This window comes from Desulfuromonas soudanensis (genome assembly GCF_001278055.1).
Lineage (GTDB): Bacteria > Desulfobacterota > Desulfuromonadia > Desulfuromonadales > WTL > Deferrimonas > Deferrimonas soudanensis.
In genome coordinates this window covers 1,958,292-1,981,323 of record NZ_CP010802.1, presented here as the reverse complement: position 1 = coordinate 1,981,323, position 23,032 = coordinate 1,958,292, and the positions used below count along the sequence as shown (strand labels likewise).

23 protein-coding genes and 2 tRNA genes are annotated in these 23,032 nt (G+C 58.1%); all 25 read right to left on the bottom strand.

Translation table 11 applies throughout. From position 1 onward, the window contains the following. Positions 1-182: 182 nt before the first annotated feature. A complete protein-coding gene (locus DSOUD_RS08960) occupies positions 183-1,277 on the bottom strand; it encodes an MlaD family protein (RefSeq protein WP_053550690.1) in 1,095 nt (364 codons plus the stop codon). A 4-nt stretch (positions 1,278-1,281) separates the two neighbouring features. Further along, entirely contained in the window at positions 1,282-2,109 is an 828-nt protein-coding gene (locus DSOUD_RS08955; protein ID WP_423739497.1) for an ABC transporter ATP-binding protein, read from the bottom strand. A 58-nt stretch (positions 2,110-2,167) separates the two neighbouring features. Next, complete coding sequence (locus DSOUD_RS08950) at positions 2,168-2,935, bottom strand: MlaE family ABC transporter permease (RefSeq protein WP_053550688.1); 768 nt, start codon at positions 2,933-2,935, stop codon at positions 2,168-2,170. A gap of 15 nt (positions 2,936-2,950) precedes the next feature. Further along, positions 2,951-4,441 (bottom strand): hypothetical protein, encoded by a 1,491-nt coding sequence (locus DSOUD_RS08945; RefSeq protein WP_157671814.1) that lies wholly within the window; start codon positions 4,439-4,441, stop codon positions 2,951-2,953. 91 nt (positions 4,442-4,532) lie between these two features. Further along, positions 4,533-5,084, bottom strand: coding sequence for a CoA-binding protein (locus DSOUD_RS08940; protein ID WP_232426525.1), 552 nt, complete (start codon positions 5,082-5,084; stop codon positions 4,533-4,535). Between the two features lies 1 nt (position 5,085). Then, positions 5,086-6,051, bottom strand: a complete 966-nt coding sequence (locus tag DSOUD_RS08935; RefSeq protein ID WP_053550686.1) for a tetratricopeptide repeat protein — start codon at positions 6,049-6,051, stop codon at positions 5,086-5,088. A gap of 56 nt (positions 6,052-6,107) precedes the next feature. Continuing rightward, entirely contained in the window at positions 6,108-6,938 is an 831-nt protein-coding gene (locus DSOUD_RS08930; RefSeq protein WP_053550685.1) for a hypothetical protein, read from the bottom strand. Further along, complete coding sequence (locus DSOUD_RS08925) at positions 6,935-8,083, bottom strand: acetoin utilization protein AcuC (RefSeq protein ID WP_053550684.1); 1,149 nt, start codon at positions 8,081-8,083, stop codon at positions 6,935-6,937. Before DSOUD_RS08925 ends, DSOUD_RS08930 begins: the two co-directional genes overlap by 4 nt. Positions 8,084-8,219: 136 nt before the next feature. Next, a tRNA-Glu gene (locus tag DSOUD_RS08920) sits at positions 8,220-8,295 on the bottom strand. Between the two features lie 39 nt (positions 8,296-8,334). Next, positions 8,335-8,409 (bottom strand) — tRNA-Gln (locus DSOUD_RS08915). A gap of 91 nt (positions 8,410-8,500) precedes the next feature. Then, complete coding sequence (gene cmoB, locus DSOUD_RS08910; RefSeq protein WP_053550683.1) at positions 8,501-9,472, bottom strand: tRNA 5-methoxyuridine(34)/uridine 5-oxyacetic acid(34) synthase CmoB; 972 nt, start codon at positions 9,470-9,472, stop codon at positions 8,501-8,503. Continuing rightward, on the bottom strand, positions 9,469-10,203 hold the full coding sequence (gene cmoA / locus DSOUD_RS08905) for a carboxy-S-adenosyl-L-methionine synthase CmoA (RefSeq protein ID WP_053550682.1): 735 nt from the start codon (positions 10,201-10,203) through the stop codon (positions 9,469-9,471). Before cmoA ends, cmoB begins: the two co-directional genes overlap by 4 nt. A 69-nt stretch (positions 10,204-10,272) precedes the next feature. Beyond that, positions 10,273-10,749 carry a MaoC family dehydratase gene (locus DSOUD_RS08900; RefSeq protein ID WP_053550681.1) on the bottom strand — a complete coding sequence of 159 codons (477 nt, stop codon included), beginning with the start codon at positions 10,747-10,749 and terminating at the stop codon, positions 10,273-10,275. Between the two features lie 20 nt (positions 10,750-10,769). Continuing rightward, the gene (gene trhA, locus DSOUD_RS08895) at positions 10,770-11,444 is read right to left on the bottom strand and encodes a PAQR family membrane homeostasis protein TrhA (protein WP_053550680.1); all 675 of its coding nucleotides are present in this window, start codon (positions 11,442-11,444) and stop codon (positions 10,770-10,772) included. Beyond that, positions 11,428-11,952 carry a nitroreductase family protein gene (locus DSOUD_RS08890; protein ID WP_053550679.1) on the bottom strand — a complete coding sequence of 175 codons (525 nt, stop codon included), beginning with the start codon at positions 11,950-11,952 and terminating at the stop codon, positions 11,428-11,430. Before DSOUD_RS08890 ends, trhA begins: the two co-directional genes overlap by 17 nt. Positions 11,953-11,996: 44 nt before the next feature. Further along, positions 11,997-13,223 carry a glutaredoxin family protein gene (locus DSOUD_RS08885; protein ID WP_082351174.1) on the bottom strand — a complete coding sequence of 409 codons (1,227 nt, stop codon included), beginning with the start codon at positions 13,221-13,223 and terminating at the stop codon, positions 11,997-11,999. Positions 13,224-13,301: 78 nt separating this feature from the next. Next, positions 13,302-13,568 carry a nucleoside triphosphate pyrophosphohydrolase family protein gene (locus DSOUD_RS08880; protein ID WP_232426524.1) on the bottom strand — a complete coding sequence of 89 codons (267 nt, stop codon included), beginning with the start codon at positions 13,566-13,568 and terminating at the stop codon, positions 13,302-13,304. 36 nt (positions 13,569-13,604) lie between these two features. After that, complete coding sequence (gene tesB / locus DSOUD_RS08875) at positions 13,605-14,480, bottom strand: acyl-CoA thioesterase II (protein WP_053550677.1); 876 nt, start codon at positions 14,478-14,480, stop codon at positions 13,605-13,607. Positions 14,481-14,644: 164 nt separating this feature from the next. After that, on the bottom strand, positions 14,645-16,606 hold the full coding sequence (locus DSOUD_RS08870; RefSeq protein ID WP_053550676.1) for an HD domain-containing phosphohydrolase: 1,962 nt from the start codon (positions 16,604-16,606) through the stop codon (positions 14,645-14,647). 93 nt (positions 16,607-16,699) lie between these two features. After that, complete coding sequence (locus DSOUD_RS08865; RefSeq protein ID WP_053550675.1) at positions 16,700-18,334, bottom strand: ABC1 kinase family protein; 1,635 nt, start codon at positions 18,332-18,334, stop codon at positions 16,700-16,702. A gap of 178 nt (positions 18,335-18,512) precedes the next feature. Continuing rightward, positions 18,513-20,720 (bottom strand): PAS domain S-box protein, encoded by a 2,208-nt coding sequence (locus tag DSOUD_RS08860; protein ID WP_053550674.1) that lies wholly within the window; start codon positions 20,718-20,720, stop codon positions 18,513-18,515. Between the two features lie 216 nt (positions 20,721-20,936). Then, positions 20,937-21,731 carry a hypothetical protein gene (locus DSOUD_RS08855; protein ID WP_053550673.1) on the bottom strand — a complete coding sequence of 265 codons (795 nt, stop codon included), beginning with the start codon at positions 21,729-21,731 and terminating at the stop codon, positions 20,937-20,939. Positions 21,732-21,800: 69 nt separating this feature from the next. Then, a complete protein-coding gene (locus DSOUD_RS08850; protein WP_053550672.1) occupies positions 21,801-21,983 on the bottom strand; it encodes a hypothetical protein in 183 nt (60 codons plus the stop codon). Between the two features lie 71 nt (positions 21,984-22,054). Next, positions 22,055-22,525 carry a universal stress protein gene (locus DSOUD_RS08845; RefSeq protein WP_053550671.1) on the bottom strand — a complete coding sequence of 157 codons (471 nt, stop codon included), beginning with the start codon at positions 22,523-22,525 and terminating at the stop codon, positions 22,055-22,057. A 65-nt stretch (positions 22,526-22,590) separates the two neighbouring features. Further along, positions 22,591-22,950: a hypothetical protein gene (locus DSOUD_RS08840; protein ID WP_053550670.1), complete on the bottom strand. Its 360-nt coding sequence runs from the start codon at positions 22,948-22,950 to the stop codon at positions 22,591-22,593. Positions 22,951-23,032: the final 82 nt, after the last annotated feature.

Below are 23,032 nucleotides of genomic sequence, written 5' to 3'. Positions count from 1 at the left end.
AGGGGTCCGGACTAAAGCGCCGCAACAACGTATTTTTATCCGAGATATATATTTCCCTATGTTCATTCCTTGAACAACCGGTCTTTTGACGACAGTGTCCGCAAAAAGGCCATTCCATCACCGGATGGAATGGCCTTTCCCGGGGTGTTCTCCGGAAGCCTCCCGTCTGACGATACCTGCGCCTAGAAAAGGGTGCCGATGACCACGCCCATCGCCTGGAGAGGCCCGGTGTCGCTCATACCGTCCACCGCTTTTTCGACCTTGTGCAGAGTTGTTTTGGCATCGCGATAGAGGTCGTCCTCGTTGACCAGTCGCCCGAGGCTTCCGTCCCCTTCGTCGATCTTGGCGGCGATGCTGTTGATCCGCGTCATGGTGCCGGTGGCTTCGTGATAGAGCGTATCGTCGTTGACAAGCAGACCGAGAGTTCCGGTGCCGTCGTTGGCCTTGGCCGAGATGTCGCGAATATTGGCCAGCGCGTCGGAGGCATTGTCATAAAAGGTATCCTCGACAATGAGTTTGCCGACACTCCCCTGCCCTTCCTTGATCCGGTCGCTGATCTGGCGAAGGTTGGCGACCGTCGCTGTCGCCTCGGTATAAAGAGTGTCGTCGTTCATGAGCCGCCCCAGGGTCCCCTCACCCTGCTCGATCCGGGTCAGGGTGCTGTTCAGCCCTGCCATGGCCCCCTTCACTTCATCGTAAAGAGCCGGTTCGTTGACCAGGCGCCCGAGGGTCCCCTCTCCCTCGTCAATTTTGCGGATGATGTTGTCCATGCGGGTCACCGCACCGACCAGAGGTTCGCGGGTCTCCTGAACGAGATCTCCCAGAGCGCCGAGGACCCGTTCCTGATTCCGGTCGAAACTGGTGATCAGTTCGTCGATGTTGGCGCTCTCCCGCCCGGGAACGGTCGATCCGGGGGGGAGCGGTTTTCCGAGTTCGGAACCGAAGCTCAAACCGAGAAACTGGCCGCCGAGGAGATTGGTCTGGCGGATCTGGGCCTCGCTGTCGTCGCGGACGACGGTCCCTTCGGTGACGTAAAAATCGATCCGTACCCTGCTGTCCTCGATGGTGATGCCCTTGATCTTGCCGACCCCCACTCCGGCCTGGCGGACCGGGTCTCCGGGCTGAATGCCGATGGCCGATTTGAAATAGGTCCGGTACTCGTTCTGGACTTCGAAGGGGCGCCAGTCCTCGACCAGTTCGATCATGACTCCGAGGGCGATAAGAGCCATCAGGAAAAATATTCCCACTTTCTGTTCAGTGGACATGGAGGTGGGCATGCCGTTAGTCTCCCTTGATTCCTTTGGTTGTTGTGTAGATGAACTTGCGGACGGTGGGGTTCTGGCTCGCCTTGATCTCTTCCGGAGTCCCTATTTCAATGATCTCCCCGCCGCTGATCATGGCGATCCGGTCCGAAAGGTAGAGTGCGAAGTTGAGGTCGTGGCTGACGATGATCGTCGTCAGATTCACTTCCTTTTTGAGGTTCATGATGACCCGCGCCAGTTCGTCGGAGGTCACCGGATCGAGTTCCGCCGTCGGTTCGTCGTAAAGGATCAGGTCGGGATTCATCGCCAGCGAGCGGGCGATGGCCACCCTCTTGCGCATGCCTCCGGAGAGTTCGGAGGTCATCAGCGCCTCCTTGCCGGAGAGACCGACAAGACGCAGCTTTTCCCGGATGATGCGACGGATGCGGGTTTCCGTGCAGACCCGTTTTTCCCGCAGCCAGAGGCCGACATTCTCCTCGACGCTCAGGGAGTTGAAGAGAGCCGATGACTGGAAGACCATGCTGTAGCGGTAGTCGCGGGGGGCATCCTTGTCCTCGGTGCCGTAAATGTCCTGGCCGTCGATCAGGATCTGGCCGCTGTCAGGCTGTTCGAGTTTGACGATATGCTTGAGAAGTACGCTCTTTCCCGTACCCGAGGGGCCGATGATGGAGAATGTTTCCCCGGCCTTGATCTCGAGGTTGATATTTTTCAGGACGTGGTTGTCGTTGAAGGATTTGTTGACGTCGATCAACCTGATGTCGACGCCGTGAGAATCCTCGTAATTGGACTGGCACTCGCACCCCTCAAAAATCGAGGCGGTGAATCCGTGTGTCAATTTCGTCCAGATGTTGCCTGAGGGCTTGTTTTTTTCGGTTTTAAAAAAGTCGGCCATAATCGAATCGCCTTTACAGCATGAAGCGGGTGAGAAAATAGTTTGCCACAAAAATCAGCAGAAACGACAGGACAACGGCCCTTGTCGTCGACTGCCCGATCCCCCGGGCGCCGTTGGAGGTTTTGAACCCGACGTAACAACCGACCTGGGCGACGATACCGCCGAAGACCGTGGCCTTAAGGAGCCCCTTGAAGATCTCTTTGTAATTAAGGGCTCGCACCACATGGTCATAGTAGACGTTGAAGGGGACGTTGATCTTGGGGTTGACGTCGCTGATCAGGCCTCCGCCGAGAATGCCGATGATCATGGTAAAGACCACCAGCGCCGGTACGGCAACGAGGGCGGCCAGGAGGCGCGGCATGGCCAGGTAACGCACCGGATTGATGTCCAGGGTTTTGAGGGCGTCGATTTCCTCGTAGACCTCCATGGCTCCGATCTCGGCGGCGATGGAGGAGCCGACCCGTCCGGCCACCAGCAGGCTGGTCATGACCGGCCCCAGTTCCTTGACCATGGACAGGGCAACGATAGAGCCGAGCGCTTCCTGGGTGCCGAAGCTCGCCAGTTCGACCCCGGTCTGCAGCGCCAGAACCATGCCGATAAAGACCGCCATGAGGGAAGCGATGGGGAGGGTGCCGATGCCGATCTCGCTCAACTGGCGAAAGATCGACGGCAGATTGCGCGGCGCCTCCTTGAAAAAATAGACGGTTTCCAGCAACAGGGCCAGCATCTCGCCGGTGGTCTGGGCGGCGTGTAGGATCTTTCTTCCGAAGGCTTCAAACATATGGGGACAATTTCCTCATCGATCGGGACCGGGAGCCGGAGCGGTTTCTAAAGGAGAGTCCCCGGAACCTTTTCCCCAGGAGAAACCCCAGGGGAGGTAAAAGAGGGAGACCTTTTTCCCCTCGGCCCCCGAGCGGTAACGATAGAGCCCCTTGAAGAGGGAAAATTCACTCCCCCTCCCGGCGCCGCTGTTATAGAAAAAGAGGGGGAAGACCTCCATGGCCAGATCGGGGCCGCGGCGTTCCTTCCAGTAAAGATTCCAGAGCAGAGACGAAATCTCATTCCCCTGCCGGTCCCACTTGCTCTGGTAGAGTCGCCACAGGGGGCTCCAGTTTCGTTCGATGGACTGGTTTCCGGGAAAGAACGGCTCGAGGAGAGACAGGGTGTGAAAGGTCCCGATCCCTTCCCGGGTTTCGTAGGTAAAAAGAGGCCACAGGGCAATGCGTCTGCGGTGGGGGAGTTCCTCCTCGACCAGGGTTTCCCTGAAGTCGGAATACAAAAAGAAGAGAATCCGGTCCCGGCGCTGATGCAGCTGCTCGGTGTCGAGGTTTTCAATGCGATAGACAGGCCAGAGATACGAGCGCTTGCGTACGGACCCTACCCGCTCATCGGCATAGAACGGGAGATAGCGGTCGCCCTGTTTGTAGGTGCCGCGGCTGACCTGGAACAGGGGCCAGGGGAAGGTCCATTCCTCAAAGTCGCGCCGGTAATCCCGGGTATGGCTGAAGAAGGGCCACAGCCAGGTGGTCGAATCACGCTGCGGTGAGCGTTCCCCGACATAGAAGGGGAAAACCAGCCGTCGATGGCGGGGGTTTGCGCCGTCCAGTCCGAGGTCCTGGCTATGGAATATCGGCCAGAGGAAAAACCGTTTGCGGTAAGTTCCCTCCTTTTGACTGGCTCCATAGATCGGCCAGATTTTATACCCCGACTCCCCTTCTCCACGGATCCGGGCAAAAACGGGCCACAGGACGTTGTCGACAACCCGATCGTTTTTGCGAGTCTGCCCGTACAGGGGAAAGAGTGTAAAGCGGATCTCGTCCCGACCGAACATGCTGTAGATCTTCCCCCCGAGGGGAAAGAAGGCGAAATAGCGACCCCGATCCTGGTGCTCGCCGTAAAAAATAAAGGGAAAGAGCATGAATTCGTTGTCGCTCCCCTTTTCCCTCGCACCAAAATCGTAACTCAACAGTTTCAGACCCTGGAAATATGTCAGATCCCGGGAGGACTTGCTGGAGGCAATCGGATAGAGCGTTTCGCTGAAACTGACCTGCGCTTCGGGATCGCTGGCCCGAAAATAGAGGGGGCGCAGGGCATATTCCCGTTCGTTTTCCTTGCGTTCGTATTTGAGAAAGGGTCCCAGGGCATGGACGCTGGTGTAGTCCGTCTCCGGGGAGGACCGGTAGTCGATCAGCGGCCAGAAGGTAAAAATACGCCCCTCAGCCTCCCCGGCCAAGAGGGGCGGGATCAGGAAAGAGACACCAACGATAAAAAGGAGCCAGTGCCGCATGGTTTTTTGTCCGATGATTGCCGAATTCACAGAGACAGAACTCGTGAAGGATAACAGAAAGGAATCCGCCGGTACAAGAATTTAGAATTCACTATTTCGAATATCTCGAATCCGCCCGGGGCGAGGCGATGAGGCGCCGATGTTCCTTGAGCATGCAGCGATCCATGACGACCGAAAGACCGCCCTCAAGGGCTATCCGGGCCCCTTCTTCGCTCACAACGCCTTCCTGGAGCCAGAGCACCCGGGCTCCGGCGGCAAGGGCTTCCCTGGCAACGGCCGGGACATGGTCGGGGTTGCGGAAGACGTCGACGATTTCGGGAGCCACCGGCAGGTCGGCCAGAGAGGCAAAGGCCCTCTGACCGAGGATCTCCTGTTCCTTGGGATTGATGGGGTAGACGGTGAAACCGGCCTCCATCAGGTATTCCATGACATGATGGCTGGGTCGGTCCGGGTCGGAGGATGCGCCGACCATGGCGACGGTCCGTTTCGTTTCGAGGATCGCCCGCAACCCGGCATCATCGGCAATCGTCCTATTTGGGGATCTTTTTTTATTCTTTGCGCGCCCGACGAGGGCCAGAATCCCAAAGGTTATTGCGCCGGCCATCAGAATGAAAAAGATATCGCCCAGAGTAAAGCTCCCCATATCAGACTCTCCCATCGTCGAGAATACTGTTTTTTGCGGTCAGGGCCGGTCCGTAGTCCGGGTCGAGTTCGAGGGCCTGATCGAAGGCGGCGAAGGCGCCGGCCTGATCTCCCGTCTTTCCCCGGCATATGCCGAGAAGATAGTAGAATTCCGCGGAGGGGAATTCCGAAGGGATTGTCCCCTCCTCTTCGAGGCGCTCGAGGATGACGGCGGCCTCCTGAACTTCTCCGCGGCCGTAGCATTCCATGGCGACTCCGATCGCCTCGAGGTCGTCGACCAGGGGGTGGTCGGGGAGTCCCTTTCCGCGAATGCGCTCCAGGCGGGCGAGTAGGGCTTCACGGACCGGCCCCTTCTCCAGCTGGCTCACCACACCTTCCCAGCGTCGTGCGGCTGCGGGGTGATCGCCGAGCAGGTAATCGATCTGGCCGAGAAGGTTGAGACTCCCGGGGTTGTTGGGGAGGTACCGGAGGGAGCGCTGGAGGTAACCCATCGCCGCGACCAGATGGCGATGACAGTTGCGCAGTTCGGTGAAGCGCAGAGCCAGATCAAAGTAGGCCAGGCCGAGCTGCTGCTGCAGCCCCGGGTTTTCGGGATCAAGAAGGCGGAGAATTTTCATGCAGGTGATCTTGCGCCGGATATAGGGGGCATCGACCTCCTTGTTGTCGAGCATCACGATCTGCGCGCCGAGATCCGCCAGATAATGGGAATAGGCATCCCGAAGCAATCCGGCGTAGATCCCGTTCCCTTCGCAATCGGGATACTGGCGCAGATAGTCATAGAGGCCGCAGCCGATGGCGTTGGTATCGGGATCCCCCTCGGCCAGTGCCTCCTTGTGAATCGGCAGGGGGACCGAGGGGAGCGGCACAGGGTGGCCGTCGGCTCCGGTTTCGACGACGGCTCCCGGCGCCGGAGTCCAAAAGGCGAATTCGGCGTCGCAAGGTTCTGTTTCGTCATACTCAGCATACATAAATTATAATAATCCTCACGGACATGTCGGTTTCAATGCTGGAGAAAAGGGTCCATTCAAAAAGTTCTCCCGGGGAAGGAGTCGATCCCGGCGTCGATGCCGAGAGTCTTGTAGATCTTGACCCCGTCCCAGGGGCGATGGAGGATGCCGTCGTGGATGGCCCAGCTGCGTCCTCTCACCGACTGCTCCATTCCGGGGCGGCGAAAGGGTGTCGATCCGTCCAGGCGCCGGTACAGTTCGCCTCCGGGGCGGAATTCCCGGTCGATCCAGCGCATCAACTGCTGGCCGGCTATATAGTCGAATCCGTACTTCTCATAGCGGATGGCATTATTGTAGGAGAGGGGTTCGGCAACGATGGTGTCCATCCCCAGGGCGTCGACGAATCGCTCCAGTCGCTGAAAAAACGGCGAAAAAAGTTTCAAACCCTTGCGGACCTGGTTGGGTGAGAGTCCCGCCTCCATGGCCCGGATCTCCTCAGGAATGTTGCGCCGCAGGGTTCCGAAACAGTTGTCCCGGCCGAAGGGGTCGACGTCGATGTCGAAGCGAGGCGCCAGAGGATCGTTAACCAGGCAGAAGGAGAGCTCCATCTGCCTGTAGGGGGTGTCGGCCAGCTCGACGAAAAAGAGAAAATCCCGGTCCCCGGGCTGGTGTCGGACCTGCAAACGGAGCAGCCCCAGACCTGCGGGGCAGATGAATTCGATCTTGCGACGTCCGTCCGCTCCGGCGAAGGTCTGTCGGTCGATGGCAAAATCGTCGAACAGTTCCTCGGGAACGAGTTCGCTGTAGATCCGCTCCTTCACCGGTGGCGGGAGGCGATTGATCTCCAGAAGGGAGAAGAGTGGAAACCCCTCCGTATCGAGAAGCGCCGAAACACCGAGCCGACTCATGACGCCCCCGGAGAGAGGCCGTGGAGAGGGAAAAGGCGCCGTTCAAGAATGGCCAGGTTCCGCTCCAGAAAGGCCTGGGCACGGGAAAAATCGTCCGGATGGGCCAGGCGGGGGAGATCGCGGAGCAAAAGCGAATCGGCCCCGATTTCGGCCAGGGTCGCGGCAAAGCCGGGAGGGAAGTGCTCGGGAACCTCCATTCCGTTCATCACCCCCCAGACCAGAGTCCAGCCACGGGCCACGTTGACCTCATCGTATCCGCCTCCGCCGAGGGCCACCCAGGGGATCCCCGTATCGAGGAAAGAGCGGGCGGCAAATTCGAGAGCTCCGGTGGTGAATTCAAGTCGGGCCAGCGGATCGGTTCGCAGACCGTCGACCCCCATCTGGGTCACCAGCAGGTCGGGGTGAAAGGCGGACAGCAGGGGGCGCACCACCCGTTTGAACGCCTGTTCGAATATCAGATCGTCGGAATGGGCGCAAAAGGGGACATTGACCGCGTAGCCATACCCTTTGCCCCGTCCCATCTCCTGCGGATAGCCGGTTTGCGGAAAGAAATCGTCCCCCGTCTCGTGCAACGAGATGGTCAGCACCCGGTCGCTGTCGTAAAAGGCTTTTTGAACGCCGTCGCCGTGGTGGGCGTCGATATCGACGTAGGCCACCCGCAATCCGCGCCGTACCGCCCCTTGTATCGCCACGACAGCATCGTTGAGATAGCTGAATCCCGAGGCCCGGGCGGCATGGGCATGGTGCCATCCCCCCGCCATATTGAAGGCCGCCCGACAGCCACCGTCGACCACCTGACGAACCGCCTCCATCGTTCCGCCGCAGACCAGGCTCGCCCAGTCATAGAGACCGTGGAAAACGGGATTTTCCACGTCCCCGAGCCCATAGAAGAAATTGGCCCGGTTCCCGTCCCCGCGGCTGAATTCTCGCAGGGTCTCGAGATAATCACGACTGTGAAAGGACGACAGTGCCTCCTCGGAAGCGGAGGGGGATTCGACAAAGAGATTCGTGTCCCCCTCAAGCAGGCCGAGTTCCTGAATCAGGTCATAGGCCAGGCGATAGCGAAGAACCTTGAAAGGGTGCTCCGTACCGTAGGAATAGTCCCCGAAACGGCTGGAATAGATAAAAGCTCGGCGGGCGGTCATATCATCTGGCATCTCCCCGCCTGTTGTACACCGCCGTCGGAAAAACGTCAACCGTTACAGGGCGTTCAATTTTCTGTAAAAAAAAAGGTGGAGCAGTTGCTCCACCTTTTTACCCCCCCTCGGGGAGGCTGTTATATGGTGATCCCTACGGGAATCGAACCCGTGTTACCGACGTGAAAGGCCGGTGTCCTAGACCGCTAGACGAAGGGACCATATAAATATTTTCACAGCGGAGCTTCCGCCAGGCTTTCTGGCTGGGGCGCAAGGATTCGAACCTTGGAATGCTGGTGTCAGAGACCAGTGCCTTACCGCTTGGCGACGCCCCAAATCGAGGTCCCGTTTTTACCAAAGAACGAAGGTATCGTCAAGGGGAAAAAACATCGTCGATGTTTTTTCCCCTCCCTTCTCGTCCCCCCTCTATCGGGCGTTGGCCAGAAAGATGGCGCGGAGCGGTGCCGGGTAACCTTCGACGGTTTTGCCCGGGTCGTCCGGATCGAGAAAATCGGCGAGGGATTCGGTCTGAACCCAGTCGGTACGACGCTGCTCGGCACTGGTGGTCGGAGTCAGATCGATGCAGCGAACCCCTTCGAAGCCGGCCCTCTCCAGCCAGTGCGACAGCGCGGAGACGGTCGGCAGGAAATAGACATTATTCATCTTGGCGTAGCGGTCGCGGGGGATCAGGGCGAGATCCCCCTCCCCTGCGATCACCAGCGTCTCCAGGACCAGCTCCCCGCCGCGGCGCAGATTCTGGCGGATTTCGCTGAGGGTGTCGATGGGCGAGCGGCGGTGATAGAGCATCCCCATGCAGAAAATGGTATCGAAGTAGCGATGCAGCGCCGGCATCTCCTCGAAACGGGCGGGGAGGGAATAAATACGCGGGACCCGGGCATAGCGCTGGAGAACGAGATACTGGAAATAGAAGGTCAGGTACGGTTCGATCCCCAGGGCGATCGCCGGATTCTGCGCCGCCATGCGAAAAAGGTAGTAGCCGTTGCTGCTGCCGATGTCGAGGACACGGCGCCCCGTCAGGGGGGCGATGTGCCCCTGCAGGCGGTTCCACTTCAGGGAAGAGACCCACTCGCTGTCGATCCCGGTGCCGAAGACCTCGAAGGGGCCCTTGCGCCAGGGGGAGAGACCCCGCAGAACGGCGAAAAGTCGCGCCCCCTCCCCGGGGGGCAGATCCCCGGGCGTTCCGATTTGAACCCGATCCCCGGAAAGGTCGAGGCAGGAGGGAGTCGCCTCGGGGAGTTGATCCAGAAGACCGAGATAGCGGCGCCCCTTGGCGTCAACCTGGGCGATGTAGGACGCCTTGCGCTCTTCAAGCTCGCGCAGCGGTGTCTCCCAGGGGCCGAGGTCGTGTTCAGAGGCATGATCGCTGAGACGGGTCATCCCTCTTCCCTCCGCCGGGCGATGAGGGCGGCGAAATTGAACCATTTGAGCCAGGTGTCCACGGCGACAAACCCCGCCTCCGTCAGACGCCGGCAGTGGCGCTCAAGAGTCTCGGGGATCAGGACGTTTTCCAGGGCGTCGCGCTTCTGGCTGATTTCCAGTTGCGAATAACCGTTCTCCGCCTTGAAGGCGTAATAGGTCTCCTGCTGCAGGGCGTTGAAGACCGGATCGTCGTGGACGATCTTTTCGGTGAGCAGGAGGACCCCGCCGGGGAGCAGCGCCCGGAAAATCCGCCGCAGGAGTTCGTCCCGCTCGTCGACGGGGAGAAATTGCAGGGTCAGGTTGACGATCACCACCGAGGCGTTTTCCAGGGGGGTGCGGCAGATATCCTCCTGCCAAAGGCGGATTTGCGATCCCTGCTCCAGAAGTTGCAGGCGCGCGGCAAAATCCTCGAGCATGGGCGCCGAGGTGTCGACGGCGATCATCTCGAAGGGGCGCTCCCCCATCTCGCGACAGAGTGCCATCCCCAGGTTGCCGTTGGAACAGCCAAGGTCGTAGATGCAGCTTCCGCTCTGATAAAAACGGGCGGCAAGGCGAGCCTGGCGGCCGATGATCTCGCGATACAGGGGCACCGAGCGCGTGATCATGTCGTCAAAGACATCCACCACCTGGCGGTTGAATTCAAAGGGTTGGACCGGCCGTTTTTTGTTGAAGATATTGTCCTGCGCCATGGTTCGGCTGCGCGCTCCTGAAAAAAAGCATCGGATCAAGGGAAAAAGGCGACGGAGCAGACGCTGCTCTCAGGGATAGACCCGGGCGACGAATTCGGCGACGCAGGCCGGTTTACTTCCCCCCTCGATTTCGACGGTTATGGCATAGATGATCTGCACGGCGTCGCCGACCGCTTCGGCGGCCAGGAGGACGGTGCGCGCCCTGATCTGCGATCCGGACAGGACCGGGGCGGGGAAGCGAACCCTGTTGGTGCCGTAATTGACCCGCATCCTCATCCCCGGATAATTTTTCTGAAAAAAGTCCGGATGATTGCTCTCGGTCAGAGTGGGCAGCAGCGACAGGGTCAGGAAGCCGTGGGCGATCGTCCCGCCGTAGGGGGATTCCTTGGCGGCCCGGAGGGGGTCGGTATGGATCCACTGCCTGTCCCCCGTCACCTCGGCAAAGAGGTCGATGCGCTCCTGAGCGATTTTCAGCCAGGGACCGACGTGGATTTCCCTGCCGAGCTGCGGCTTGAGGTGGGCGAGCAGTGCCTCTGCTTCTTTCATCGGGTTCTCCTTGTCGACCTTCAGGTCAGAGCCACATAACCGTAGATGGCGACATAGTGGCAGGCGCTGCCGGCAAGAACGAAGAGATGCCAGATGGCGTGGTTGTTGTGCAGGGCTTCCCAGGCGTAGAAGGCGACCCCGAGGGTGTAGGCGAGCCCCCCGGCGAAGAGCCAAATGACCCCCGGCAGGGGGACGGCCGCCAGCAAAGGCTTGATGGGGATGACGATCAGCCAGCCCATGGCGATATAGAGGAGCGGCCCGAGGATGCGGAGGCGGTGGGTCATGAAAACTTTCAGCACCGTCCCGGCAATCGCCAGCACCCAGATGACGACGAAGATCGTCCACCCCCAGGTGGCGCGCAGACTCACCAGGGCAAAGGGGGTATAGGTCCCGGCGATCACCAGATAAATGCTGGCATGATCCAAAATCCGGAAGACGTACTTCACTCCGGGAGAGCGGACCGTATGGTAGATGGTCGACATCAGGTAGAACAGAACGAGTGTCCCTCCGTAGATGGCACAACTGAAGAGGCGCCAGCCGTCCGCCAGCACCTGGGGACGCGTCAGCAGGAAGACCAGGCCGACGACGCTCAACAGGGCCCCGAGGCCATGGGTGAAACGGTTGAGGAGTTCCTCCTCCTGGGTATAGAAGGTCAGCCGGTCGCTGACAGTTTTTTTCTCAGTCGTGGATTTCATGAAAATGCACCCGATCGAAGGGAAGTTTCTCTGTGGCATGACCAGGCAAGCGGTCGGCGGGATATCCGAGGCCGATGATCGACAGCACCCGGAGATGGTCGGGGAGCCCGAATAATTGCCGCAACACCTCTTCGGAGCTGCGGCCGTCTGCATGGAAACGATCCCGGATCTGCACCCAGCAGCTCCCGAGGCCGAGAGACTGGGCTTCCAGTTGAAGAATGATGGCGGCAATGGAGCAGTCCTCGATCCAGACGTCCGAGATCGTGCAATCGCCCGCAACGACCACGGCCAGCGGCGCTCCGGCAAGAAAGGTCGAGCCCTGGGCCTTGGCCAGGGAGAGTTCCCGAAGGGTCCTGTCGTCGGAGACGACGATAAAACTCCAGGGCTGGCGCCCCCGGGACGAGGGGGAACGGAGGGCCGCCTCGATGAGGGCCTCGATTTTCCCGGCCTCCACGGGGCGATCGACAAAGCGGCGGATGCTGCGCCGCCCCTGCAGAAGTTCGAGCATGACACCTCCTCTGTAAGGCGCTGAAAAAATAGGGATAAAGGGATTCAACGTTGGCTCTTTCCGCGCAGCCACCAGGCACCGGCCAGTAGAAGTGAAGCCGCCAGGGCCCCCCCGAGAATGCCGGCCGCAGCAGGAAGACTGTTGAGGAGGGCCGGATCGAAAAGGAGGACGAGACCGAGGGCCAGCATCATCATCCCCGAAACCAGTTTGAGGACCCTCCCCTGCCATTCGCTTATTTTGTGCGAGCCGAGGGTCCAGGTGAACAGGAGGACGATCGAAAGGAGCGGCAGGATGTAGACCAGATTGTACAGGGCGATGTAGGCATAATACTGGAGGGTGGAGAGGGTCCGCAAGGTTAAAATCCGCGTGTAGACCATGGGGAAGCCGGCGGTGCAGAGGAGTTCATAGGTGTTGGCGCTGATCGCAAGCACCGAGGTTCCGAGGAGAACGGCCGGAAGCCGGGTAGACGAGACCAGTCCCCGCATGCGCCGAAAGAGGTGCGGCCGCGCCTCGTCGCTGATCGAGAGCGAGAGCCCTTTTTTGAACCAGAAGAAATCCTTGATGTTGATCAGGGCCACCACCAGGGCCACCAGGGCTGCGACCCGGGTGATGGCTTCCATCTGCCCGGCGAGGAGGAAAAGGTTGAGCCAGGCCGCCATGAAGAGGAAGTAGATCCCTCCGGAGAAGAGGACGAAGGTTCCTCCGACCAGAAGCATGTTCCGCCGCGAGCGGGCGTGAACCATCAGGCCGAGGAGAAAGAAGAGGACGAAGAAGGCGCAGGGGTTGAAGCTGTCGAGAATTCCGATGAGTACGGTGACCAGGGGGAGGGAAAGGGACTGGGGATCGAGGTCGCCGAGGAGCGGGAGGGAGAGCGCTCCTCCCCCGCCGGCCAGGGAGAGGGGGGAGAGGCCCAGCTCCTTGCGCAGGGCGTCCTCGATCTCCGCAGCCATATTCGGCCCATAGCCGAACCAGATCCGCTCGCCGATGAGGATGGTCGGCGTTGTGGCCAGGGCATGACCCCGTTCCCTGGAGAGACGGATCATCGACTCGAAATTGTCGCGGTTGTCCCAGACCTCCAAACTCTCCAGCGTCACTCCGGGGTAGCGCCGCACCAGCCCCTCAAGAAAAGGGCGGGCCTCCTCGCAGTGCGGACAGCTGGCGGCCCAGAAGAAGCGGATCCTCACCTCCTCCTGTACCGCGGCTGCCGGAGCCTGGGGAGGGGACCAGAAAGCCAGAAGCAACAAACAAACCCAGGGTATCCCTGCCGGCATGAGACCTCCTCTGCTGGAAATCTACCGGCAATCGGGGAGGTTCACAAGAGGGGGAAAAGGAAGTTGACGGTTTCTGACTCAGGTTTCGAGGAGATTGTGCAGCTTGGAAAGCTTGACGGCGACGGCTTTTTCGACCTCATCCGGGCCGAACATGTAGGTGAGCTGACCGATCATCAGGGTGACGTCGGCGAGTTCGGAGATCACCGCCGCGGCATCGATCTTCTCCCGCCTGAAGTGCTTGAGGGCGGCGATCAATTCGGCGCACTCCTCCACCGCCTGGTCGTACTGGGCCTGCTCTCCCCACTTGGCGAGGGTGGCCCGATAGATCTCTTCATGTTTCATCATGGCAGTTGCTACCTGAAAAAGGGAGGAAAGGGGAAGTCAGGCGGAAGGCGGCCCCTCGCGGCGCAGGCGGATCACTCCTTCCTGGGCCACCGAGGCGATCAGCCGGCCGTCCCGGGAATAGATGCTCCCCCGGCCCAGGCCGCGACCGCCGCAGGCGCTGGGGCTGTCCATGTCGTAGAGGAGCCACTCGTCCATACGAAAGGGGCGATGGAACCACATGGCGTGATCGAGACTTGCCGCCTGCACCCGGGGCATGAAGTGCGTGACCCCGTGGGGGAGCAGGGCGGTACCGAGGAGGGTGAAATCCGAAGCGTAGGCCAAAAGGGCCTTATGGATGGCCGGCGCGTCGGGGAGGTTCCCGGCGGCCTTCAACCACACCTGCTGGCGAGGGGGGCGGAGATCCGGGTGGAGAACGTCGATCGGCTGCACCGGACGCAGTTCGATGGGGCGATCGCGGGTCAGGATATCCTGCAGAGATTCGGGAATGTGTTTCATGGTTTGCCGTCGCCATTCGGCGATGGAAAGGAGCTCCTCCGGAGGGGGGACGTCGGGGATGGACGACTGGTGCTCGAACCCCTCCTCGGCGATCTGGAAAGAGACCGACATGTTGAAGATCGCCCGCCCGGATTGGGCGGCGACCACCCGCCGGGTGGCGAAACTGCGGCCGTCACGGATGCGGTCGACGTCGTAGGTGATCGATTCCCGGGGATTGCCAGGGCGAAGGAAATAGGCGTGGAGCGAATGGGCCTCCCGCCCTTCGACGGTCTGCTGCGCGGCCAGGAGCGCCTGGCCGAGAACCTGGCCGCCGAAGACGCTCTTGCCGCCGATATCCCGGCTGTCGCCGCGAAACAGATTTTCTTCGAGGCGTTCGAGATTGAGATGTTCAATCAGATCCTGAACAAGGTTGCTCATGGGCACTATCCCTTCCGGATTCCTGCGGTTCCCCGACGGGGGACCCTGGCCGCGCCCGACACATTAGCAGTTCCGCCCTGTGGACGGCAACCAGAACCGGGACCCATGCGGGGAAAAACCGGCTTACGGCCGGTGCCCTGAGAAGAAATTCTTTCTTCCTTGTCTCAATCCACGAAAAGATCCGAATCAAGGCCTACTTTGACAACATGCGGATCAAAGTGCGTCCCTGCCAGCGACAAAAGATGTCTACGCACCTTTTCCACGGACCAGGATGAGCGATAGCGACGGTCGGATCTCAACGCATCCCAAACGTCGACCACAGAAAAGATGCGGGCCAGCAGAGGGATCTGTTCCCCTTTCAAGCCGAGCGGATAGCCGGAACCGTCCCATTTTTCATGATGAGCGTAGGGGATATCAAGTGCCGCCCTCAGGTAACGGATGGGAGAGAGCATTTTGTAGGCAAAAACGGTGTGTTGTTTCATCACTGCCCATTCCGCCTCGGTCAGCGACTCTTTTTTTTGCAGGATTTTGTCAGGGACACCCATCTTGCCTATGTCATGCAGCAACGCACCCCAGCGGACCTGCACAAGTTCCGCATCGTTCAAGCCAAACAGGCGCGCCATCCGGACGGTTAAAAGGGCGACCCGCTGCGAGTGCCCTTCTGTTTCGTTGTCGCGCAACTCCAGCGCCCGCGACCAACCCTCGATGGTGGCGTCATAGGCATTGAATAGTTCGGTATTGGAGCGTTGCAGGTTATCAAAGAGGGTGACGTTGTCGATGGCAATGGCCGCCTGGGCGGCCATGGCCTTGAGAAAATAGAGCCATTCATCATCCCGCACCAGCCGGGACCTGTCAAAAATTTCGAGAACTCCAAGAACCTTCCCTTTCGCTATCAGGGGGACGCCGTGGTAGCTGACGAAATTCTCAGCCGCCAAAAAACCTTTGCGCAAAAACTTGTCATGCTCCTTTGCCAGATCGGGGATATGAACGACGCTTCGATCCTGTGCGGCGCGACCGGCATAGCCCTCACCGAGAGGCTGGCGTGCCTGTTCGATGGTTTTGGTGTGAAAACCGCGCCCGGCCACAAAATCCAGCGTCCGGGATTGGGGGTTGAACAACAGAACGTCAGCCGCGTCCACTCCCAGTTGTACGAGGACATGGGTGAGGAGCGTTGTCAGGCTGAGGTTGAGATCGAAGCTGAAATTGATGGCGCGGTCGATTTCAACCAGTGCGGTCAGATGTTCAACGTGCAGCCTGATTTTTTCTTCCGCGCCCTTGATGTCGCCGATATCCGTCAACATAACAACAATTTGCCGCAGCGATCCGCTGTTATCGAACTCGGGATAGGCATTCACCAGAAGGCACTTGCATCCCTTGCCGCTGCCAATTCCCATAATGAAATTTTTCAGCACCTGTCCGGTTGCGGCCACCCGATTACAGGGATACTCACCGACGGGCATCGGTGTCCCGTCTTCCCGGACAAAGTTCCAATCCGGATCGTCGGCCATTTTACCGAGAACCTGGTCGGCAGGGATCCCCAGCAGTTGCGAGGCTTCCGGGTTGCACGATACAATCCGGGTGTCGGCAGCATGGACAATGATGCCGACAGGGAGTTTTTCGATCAACAACCCGTGCGTCTCCTGATTTTCCATCATCGACAACCGGGCATTCTCTCTGGCCAGGAGGGCGGACTCCTTTGCCTTCCGGTCCCGGATGTCACGGACATTGCACTGGAGGATCTTTTCATCGCTAATCTGATAGGCGTTACAGACAAAATCCACCTGAATCGGACGCCCGCTTTTCGTCTTGAGCTTCAGGTTTTTGTAGTGGACGAACGCCTTCTTCTCCAAGTCCGGGAAGGATTCCCTCCGGGCCTCGAAATCTTCGAAGGCATCGACCTCCCCGAGTTTCTTTTCCACCAGTTCTTCACGCGAATAGCCCAAGATGTCGAGCAGGGATGGGTTGACCTCGTTGATCCGTCCCGTTGCGGTATTTAAAATAAAAATGCCATCCTGGGCCGATTCGAAGAGGCGGCGGTAACGAATCTCGGAGTTTTCCAGCGCCTTCGCCATCGCTTCCTGAGCCGTTTCGGTCGAGGACTTTTTTGTTTTATCAGTGGGTTTCATGAGGATTCACCTGGACTTTTAGCTGTCAAACTTCTTCTGCCACGGGTGTTTTGGCTGCCATCAACCCTTTATCCGCCGTTCAACCGGAAAGGGTCAGCGACGGCCGGTGCCGCGGCCACGATCGGTACGCAAGATTCCGAAACCGACGAAGATCATGGCAATAATCCCGCTGGCGACCATTATCTCTCCAAGATTATGATACCAGCCGCCCAGGGGACCCTCCACCATCATGGCGCCGCCGATCACCAGGCCGGCAGCAGCGATCGCCGTTGTCAACCGCTCGAGGTTGCGGCTGACCCGGCCCCCCAGCGCCTCCACGGCCGGAGCCTGCAGTCGACCGAGGTTGCCTTCGGCGAAACGTCGAAGAATCTGACGCAAATCGCTGGGGGCATCACTGATCAGGCGTTCCATTTCACGCCCGAGTTTGGTGGTCTTTTCCTTGACCCGATCCAGGGAAAAATGGAGTTTGGTCAGGCGTGAGATCTCTTCACGAAACGCTTCCAGATAGTCATGTTCCGGGTCCAATTGACGGATCATCGCTTCGAGGATGACGAAGGTCCGCGTCAGAAGGAAAAACTCTCCCGGGTTGTGAACCCCGTGCCGGCTTCCGGCACGCAACAGCGAATCGAAGGAATCCCCGATGGAAACCTGCGCCAGATCGCTTCTGTGAATGTCGTAGAGCACAGCCTTGATATCCAGCAACAACGCCGCCCGGTTCACCTTTTCGCTCCCCTTCGGCGCCATTTCGAGATAAGCCTCGGTGGCGCCCCGTGCGTCCCCCTTGACCACCGCTTCGAGAAGGTGCGTCAACGATTCGCGCATCGACTCGTCAAGCTCCCCCGTCATCCCGAAATCGAGGAGAGAGAGCCGCCCGTCAGGCAGTACAAGAACATTGCCGGGGTGCGGGTCGGCGTGAAACAACCCTTCTTCGAAGATCGTTTGCAGCGTCAGCCTGACCAGGGTCTTGATCGCTTTCGGCATCGCCTCCGGGTGATTCTTGGCGTAAAGGTCCACCCGCTCGCCGGCCGAAAACTCCATGGTGAGGACGCTTTCGCTTGAACACTCGGCCACGACATCCGGAATCCACAGGTCGGGGACATCCGCGAGGGCGGTGCGAAAGAGTATGATGGAGCGCGCTTCGTGATAGAAATCCGTTTCCCTGGTCAGGCTTTTTGCAAATTCACTGACCAGAACCGGGAGATCGAGAGCGCGCAAGGGGGGGGAAAAGCTCTCTACCAGTGCGACCAGGTAGGTCAGCGCCGCCACATCCGTAGCGATCATCTCTTCAAGGTCGGGTCGTTGCACCTTCACGGCGACCCGACGCCCGTCGTGCAGGGTCGCCTCATGGACCTGGGCGATGGTGGCGGCAGCAATGGGGGTTTCGTTGAAGGAGGCGAAGACTGTCATCAACGGAGCACCCAGTTCATTTTCGATCGTCGTGCGAATCGACCCAAAGCCCAATGCCGGCAGCTGGTCGTGCAACAACTCCAGCTCAGCGATGTAGGCGCCCGGCAGCAGGTCGCGCCGCATGGCCAGTACCTGTCCGAACTTGAGAAAGGTCAGACCCAGTTCCTCAAAGGTTTCCCGGACTTCATGCGGCGGAGGCCAGTGCCCCTTGCCGCGCAGAGCCCCCAGAAACTTGTGCCGGGCGAGGACACGCAAAATTTGCAGGAGGCGCGGCGCGGCGCGAAAAAAGCTGGTTTTCTCCGGGTTGATCGATACAGCCATGGTCTTACTCCCTCAACAGTCAACTCTTACAAGATTTGAACCTACTACGTATGATTTTGAGTCATACTTGAAAAATAAATGGAGGAGAATCTGGTAAAGAATGCGACAGAGACCTGGTCCAGGGAAATCGTTGCCGGATCGATCTTGGTTGGCAATTTTGTCGCTGCATCAAGGCGCTTCAAGATGATTCACCTGAACCTCCGACCTGCAATTTCTTCCGGTTGGATTTGTCCTGATACATCCTCTCGTCACTAGCCTTTAAGGCTTCAGCAATGTGGTCTTCGTCTTCTGCACAGGCAATTCCAAAAGCGATGGTCACTTCTCCGTTGACGACCTCAGGGGAGCGCAAGATCCTCTCCACGGCTTCTTCCGCAACCTTGCGGTCCGTTTTCGGCAGGAGAACGGCAAACTCGTCTCCCCCGATGCGGGCAACGATGTCCTCGGAACGGAAGGCCTCCAGCATAATCCGGGCCGCCAAACCGATCATTTTATCGCCCTCCGAATGCCCCAGGGTATCGTTGACCCTTTTCAGGTCGTTGATATCAGCCATGACGATGCTCAGGGGAAACAGGCGGCCACGAGAAAGCCGTTCCAGTTCTGTATCGAAAAATGCACGATTATAGAGCCCTGTCAAAATATCGTGTGTACTCTCATGACGGAGTGTGACCTCAATTTCCTTGCTGGCCGTCACATCATAAATGATGCCGATGACACCGATCGCTTCGCCGGCGTCATTAAAAATCGGTGTTTTGACTTTTTCCAAATGCAGCGTCTTTCCTTTTGAATCAACCCGGGTCTCGTCGAAAGATGTGCGCTTCCCGGTCCTGATGACCTCATTGATTTCTTTTTCATATTTTTCTGCAAGATCCGGTGGAAAAATATCGAAATCGTTTTTTCCGACCAGATCCATCGGCTCCATTCCCAAGTCCTTACTGTAGGGACCATTGGCAGCGACATACCGTCCCTCTTTGTCCTTAAGCCAGGCGGCATTGGGGATGTTGTCAAGAATGGCCTGCTGCTGTCGGCTGATTTCCTTAACCCGTTCCTCCGCCAGCTTGCGGTCGGTTATGTCCTCCATAGCCAGAAGGATAATCTGCGAGCCGATCTCTTCCCGGAAGATCTGGCGGGCGTTGAGCAGTATGGTTTTGCGGCCGATTCCGGGGAAATCGTGCTCGACTTCATAGCCATTGATCACCGTATCCTGGGGGAGGATTTTTTCAATAAGGACCCGCAGCCGGGGAATGTCCCATTGCCGGTTGCCGACGTCATAGATAAAATTGTCGATGGTTTCTTCGGCGGTGACTTCAAAGGTCTCGTAGAAGCTGTGGTTGGCGGTGAGGATCTTCAACTCGGAATTGAGCACCACCAATGGCTCGCGCACAGTTTCAACAATGTTTTCGGCATATTCCCGGGCATCCTTGATTTCCAAATCCAGCCGGTTGTGTTCGGTGACGTCTCTCATTATCCCGATGGCATGCCACTTCCCTTGAAATTTCACGGATGAAAGGGAAATTTCCAGAGGGAATTCCGTTCCGTCCTTCCGCCGCGCCGTGACTTCCGTTTTCCGGTCGATTAACGGCCCCGTACCCTCCTCCCGGAATTGGTCAAAACCTGGTTTTTTCGGTGAGAGTTGGCGTTTGGGAATGCAAAGTTGATAGAAATTCCGGCCGATGATCTCTGCGGCAGAAAAGCCGAAGACTTTTTCCGCCGCGGTATTGCAGAAGGTAACCGATTTGCATTCATCCATCATGATTATGGCGTCGACAGCCATTTCCGCCAGTCGGTACATTCGTTCTTCACTGTCCCGCAATGCATCCTCGGCCCGCCGGCGCATGGTGATGTCGATCATGGCGAGGCGGCACTCCGGGTATAAAACGTCGACCAGGGCTTCGATCTGCTCGATCTGCACAATGAGCGGACCAGCCCCCTGGTTGAGGAGCGTCAATTCGCAAGTCTCCTTGCGCTTGCTTGTGAAGATTGTGCTGAGGTAGGAGGTAAGGACTGGACGATCGGCTTCCAGGATAAAATTTTCGAAGCGCCGGCCGATCAAGGAGCTGCGCTCAACGCCCAGGAGAGTGGCGCCTCTGAGGTTTACGGCCCTGATGGCCCCGTTGCGTTCGAGGTTAAGGTAGCCGACCGGAGCGAACTCATAAAGGTCGCTGTACCTCTCCAACGTTTTCTCCAACTCGGCCTGGGCCAGGCTGAGCTCGGCGTTTTGCATTTCCAGTTCGATCTCGTGAATCTCAAATTCCTGGAGGAGCCTTTGAACCTCTTCGTCGGTCCGGGGTTGCAGCCTTTTATTCGTTTTCAATTGAAGCCGCACTTCGGCCTCGCGGCGCAGATCGGCGGCTTCTATTGACAACTCTTTTTCTTTGTCGATACCCATGACTAACCTCCAAGCTCCATGCCCCCCAACAATCAAAGGGCCCTTTTCCGCCAGTCTACCACGTTTCTCATGGGTTAATCTTGAGTCGGGGGTAAACCCTGGTGCGGGAGGGGCGTTCGTGGGGAATCGGTCGGGGTGAGGTCTTGGGAGGAGAGTCCGGGGTTGGTTCAATCCAAGGCTACTTTTTCCATTGAGAAATTTTTCAAAAAACGTTCTTCATGACCCTGCCAACTTTTCCAGCAAATTCTTTTTTAATCGTTTCCACATCACCTTTCCCTCAGGGATCGACTCAACGATCTTGGCCGCGGCAGGATGGGCGGAAAGAATCGCCTGCAGGGCCTCCCGGTCCTCCGGCAGGGAAAAGTAATCCCGAATACCCTGGTAAGGATTGCCCCCGACAAAGAGATGCCACCGCTCCTGAAAGGGAAGGGATCGATCAACGTCCGGGCGAGCGGTTTGCAGTTGCGCCACGTAGGAGTTCAACCATTTTATCGCCGGTGAGTAACTAAATCCCCGTTTGGACGTCTCTATCCTGTCCGCGGACAATCGAAAAAACGCAAGGGCTCCAACGATGGACTCTGAATCTTTGACGAAATGCTTGAAGGTGGGGTCATTGAGGAGTTTTTTCCTGACATCGCCAGGGAGATTTTTGACGATTGAGAGGCAGGGCTCGATCTCGGGGAACAAGGGGGAGATTTTTTTGTCGGGGTCGGCTCCCTGCAGCCATAAGGAAAAAACCAGGGCGACTTCTGAATTGTGAATTGACAGGACAGAAAGACCCTTCAACGTCTCGCCAATAATCTTCTGGAAACGTTCCTCCCCCAAACATTTTTTGGCGGCAGAAAAAGCACCGAATTGCTTGTCGTGGCAGGTGGGGCACGAACAATCGCCATTGACGGTTCGCAGGATATCCCTTTGCCGAAGTCTGGGCAGGTTCTGCCGGAGCCAGATCTCTGCGGCTTCGGCCGATTTATCCGCAGCCTTTTGCAAACCGTAAAGCGGATGCGACATTAGGCCGGCCTTTCGCCTTCCAGGCCGACGGCAGAGGATATTCCCCCCTCCCCTCCGCCAAATCCTGGTTTATCGTTTGATATAAGCATTCAAGCCGATGGTAACGGGCTTGCCGTCGACTTCAACGGCGGTGACGGCATTCCCTCGCGTACTGGCGACCACGAGCGTCTTGCGGCTTGCCGAGAGCGTCGGCTTTTCCAGGTCAATCTCGATACAGAGTTTATTGCCCCTGATTTCAACGGTCATTGCCACGGTGTCGTTTCCCTTTCGCTAATTCATCCTTCGCCCTCTTTGCGGCTTCTTATTTTCAGAACAAAAACATCCTACCGCTTCACAGGCTCAGGCTCTTTTTTCACCAGGAGTATCGAACAGGGCAAACTGCTGATGATGTCATCCTTCTCGCGTCCGAAAAGAGTGTGCTCCAGATGCCCTTCCTCATGAGCAAGCATGACAATAAGGTCTATGTTCTCTTCTTTGACAACATGTAAAATTTCATCGACTGGGTCGTGATCACTAATTAATTCCTTAATAGGGAACCCGTCTTTGATTTCCTGCTTGATGACCTGATCTAGCTCATCCTTGGCTTTTTGTTGAATGTCCCTGTACTTGTTATATTCTTCTAGCGGGAACAATCCGGATGCATTCACTCCGATGATATCGCCAGGGTTGGCGAGAAGGTGCAAAATAAAGAGTTCCCCTTTATACTTGCGTGCAAGCGAAAGACCATAATGGATGGCGTCCCGGCAGTAAGGTGTCATCCTGCTAATGACAAGAATTCGACTGATCTCTTTCATGGTCAATTACCTTGATAAAAATGTTGATTTGATTTTTATGGCTGGCGGCAAATCATTGTTGCGGTTCAAACGATCGGTTTCTGGTCAAATAGCGCCAGCAGTCGGTTGACCGCCTCACGGGTTTTCCGACGCGGCACAGCGGCGGTTATTCCCCCTGATTCGATACCCGTTTCGGACTTTTTTCCCGAAAAAAGGCTGAGAATCAGGAATAAATCGGCATTGATCCAGGCTTCAAGGATCGCCCGTTGGCCTTCCCGGCGAATCTCCACCCAGGCCGGCGCCATGAGCATCCAATGGCCTTTGCGGTAAACACGGCGGTTCACTTCCTGATGATCGAGTGCAAATCTGTTCTTCGCCGCCCAGGCCTCAACCTGAGGCCAGAGATCGGCATTGGCAGGAAATTCGCGGACGGTGCGTCCTTTCATGGGTTATTCCTGTTTGGGGGGGGATGGTTGCCGGCTCGATCATTACAGGCGGATAGCCGCCTGCTTGTTCCCTCTTGTAAGG

What these genes read in the sequence shown, in the direction of transcription:
- DSOUD_RS08960 (WP_053550690.1), bottom strand. Translation starts at nt 1,277, where the DNA reads ATGCCCACCTCCATGTCCACTGAACAGAAAGTGGGAATATTTTTCCTG.
- DSOUD_RS08950 (WP_053550688.1), bottom strand. Translation starts at nt 2,935, where the DNA reads ATGTTTGAAGCCTTCGGAAGAAAGATCCTACACGCCGCCCAGACCACC.
- DSOUD_RS08945 (WP_157671814.1), bottom strand. Translation starts at nt 4,441, where the DNA reads ATGCGGCACTGGCTCCTTTTTATCGTTGGTGTCTCTTTCCTGATCCCG.
- DSOUD_RS08940 (WP_232426525.1), bottom strand. Translation starts at nt 5,084, where the DNA reads ATGGGGAGCTTTACTCTGGGCGATATCTTTTTCATTCTGATGGCCGGC.
- DSOUD_RS08935 (WP_053550686.1), bottom strand. Translation starts at nt 6,051, where the DNA reads ATGTATGCTGAGTATGACGAAACAGAACCTTGCGACGCCGAATTCGCC.
- DSOUD_RS08930 (WP_053550685.1), bottom strand. Translation starts at nt 6,938, where the DNA reads ATGAGTCGGCTCGGTGTTTCGGCGCTTCTCGATACGGAGGGGTTTCCA.
- DSOUD_RS08925 (WP_053550684.1), bottom strand. Translation starts at nt 8,083, where the DNA reads ATGACCGCCCGCCGAGCTTTTATCTATTCCAGCCGTTTCGGGGACTAT.
- cmoB (WP_053550683.1), bottom strand. Translation starts at nt 9,472, where the DNA reads ATGACCCGTCTCAGCGATCATGCCTCTGAACACGACCTCGGCCCCTGG.
- cmoA (WP_053550682.1), bottom strand. Translation starts at nt 10,203, where the DNA reads ATGGCGCAGGACAATATCTTCAACAAAAAACGGCCGGTCCAACCCTTT.
- DSOUD_RS08900 (WP_053550681.1), bottom strand. Translation starts at nt 10,749, where the DNA reads ATGAAAGAAGCAGAGGCACTGCTCGCCCACCTCAAGCCGCAGCTCGGC.
- trhA (WP_053550680.1), bottom strand. Translation starts at nt 11,444, where the DNA reads ATGAAATCCACGACTGAGAAAAAAACTGTCAGCGACCGGCTGACCTTC.
- DSOUD_RS08890 (WP_053550679.1), bottom strand. Translation starts at nt 11,952, where the DNA reads ATGCTCGAACTTCTGCAGGGGCGGCGCAGCATCCGCCGCTTTGTCGAT.
- DSOUD_RS08885 (WP_082351174.1), bottom strand. Translation starts at nt 13,223, where the DNA reads ATGCCGGCAGGGATACCCTGGGTTTGTTTGTTGCTTCTGGCTTTCTGG.
- DSOUD_RS08880 (WP_232426524.1), bottom strand. Translation starts at nt 13,568, where the DNA reads ATGATGAAACATGAAGAGATCTATCGGGCCACCCTCGCCAAGTGGGGA.
- tesB (WP_053550677.1), bottom strand. Translation starts at nt 14,480, where the DNA reads ATGAGCAACCTTGTTCAGGATCTGATTGAACATCTCAATCTCGAACGC.
- DSOUD_RS08870 (WP_053550676.1), bottom strand. Translation starts at nt 16,606, where the DNA reads ATGAAACCCACTGATAAAACAAAAAAGTCCTCGACCGAAACGGCTCAG.
- DSOUD_RS08865 (WP_053550675.1), bottom strand. Translation starts at nt 18,334, where the DNA reads ATGGCTGTATCGATCAACCCGGAGAAAACCAGCTTTTTTCGCGCCGCG.
- DSOUD_RS08860 (WP_053550674.1), bottom strand. Translation starts at nt 20,720, where the DNA reads ATGGGTATCGACAAAGAAAAAGAGTTGTCAATAGAAGCCGCCGATCTG.
- DSOUD_RS08855 (WP_053550673.1), bottom strand. Translation starts at nt 21,731, where the DNA reads ATGTCGCATCCGCTTTACGGTTTGCAAAAGGCTGCGGATAAATCGGCC.
- DSOUD_RS08845 (WP_053550671.1), bottom strand. Translation starts at nt 22,525, where the DNA reads ATGAAAGAGATCAGTCGAATTCTTGTCATTAGCAGGATGACACCTTAC.
- DSOUD_RS08840 (WP_053550670.1), bottom strand. Translation starts at nt 22,950, where the DNA reads ATGAAAGGACGCACCGTCCGCGAATTTCCTGCCAATGCCGATCTCTGG.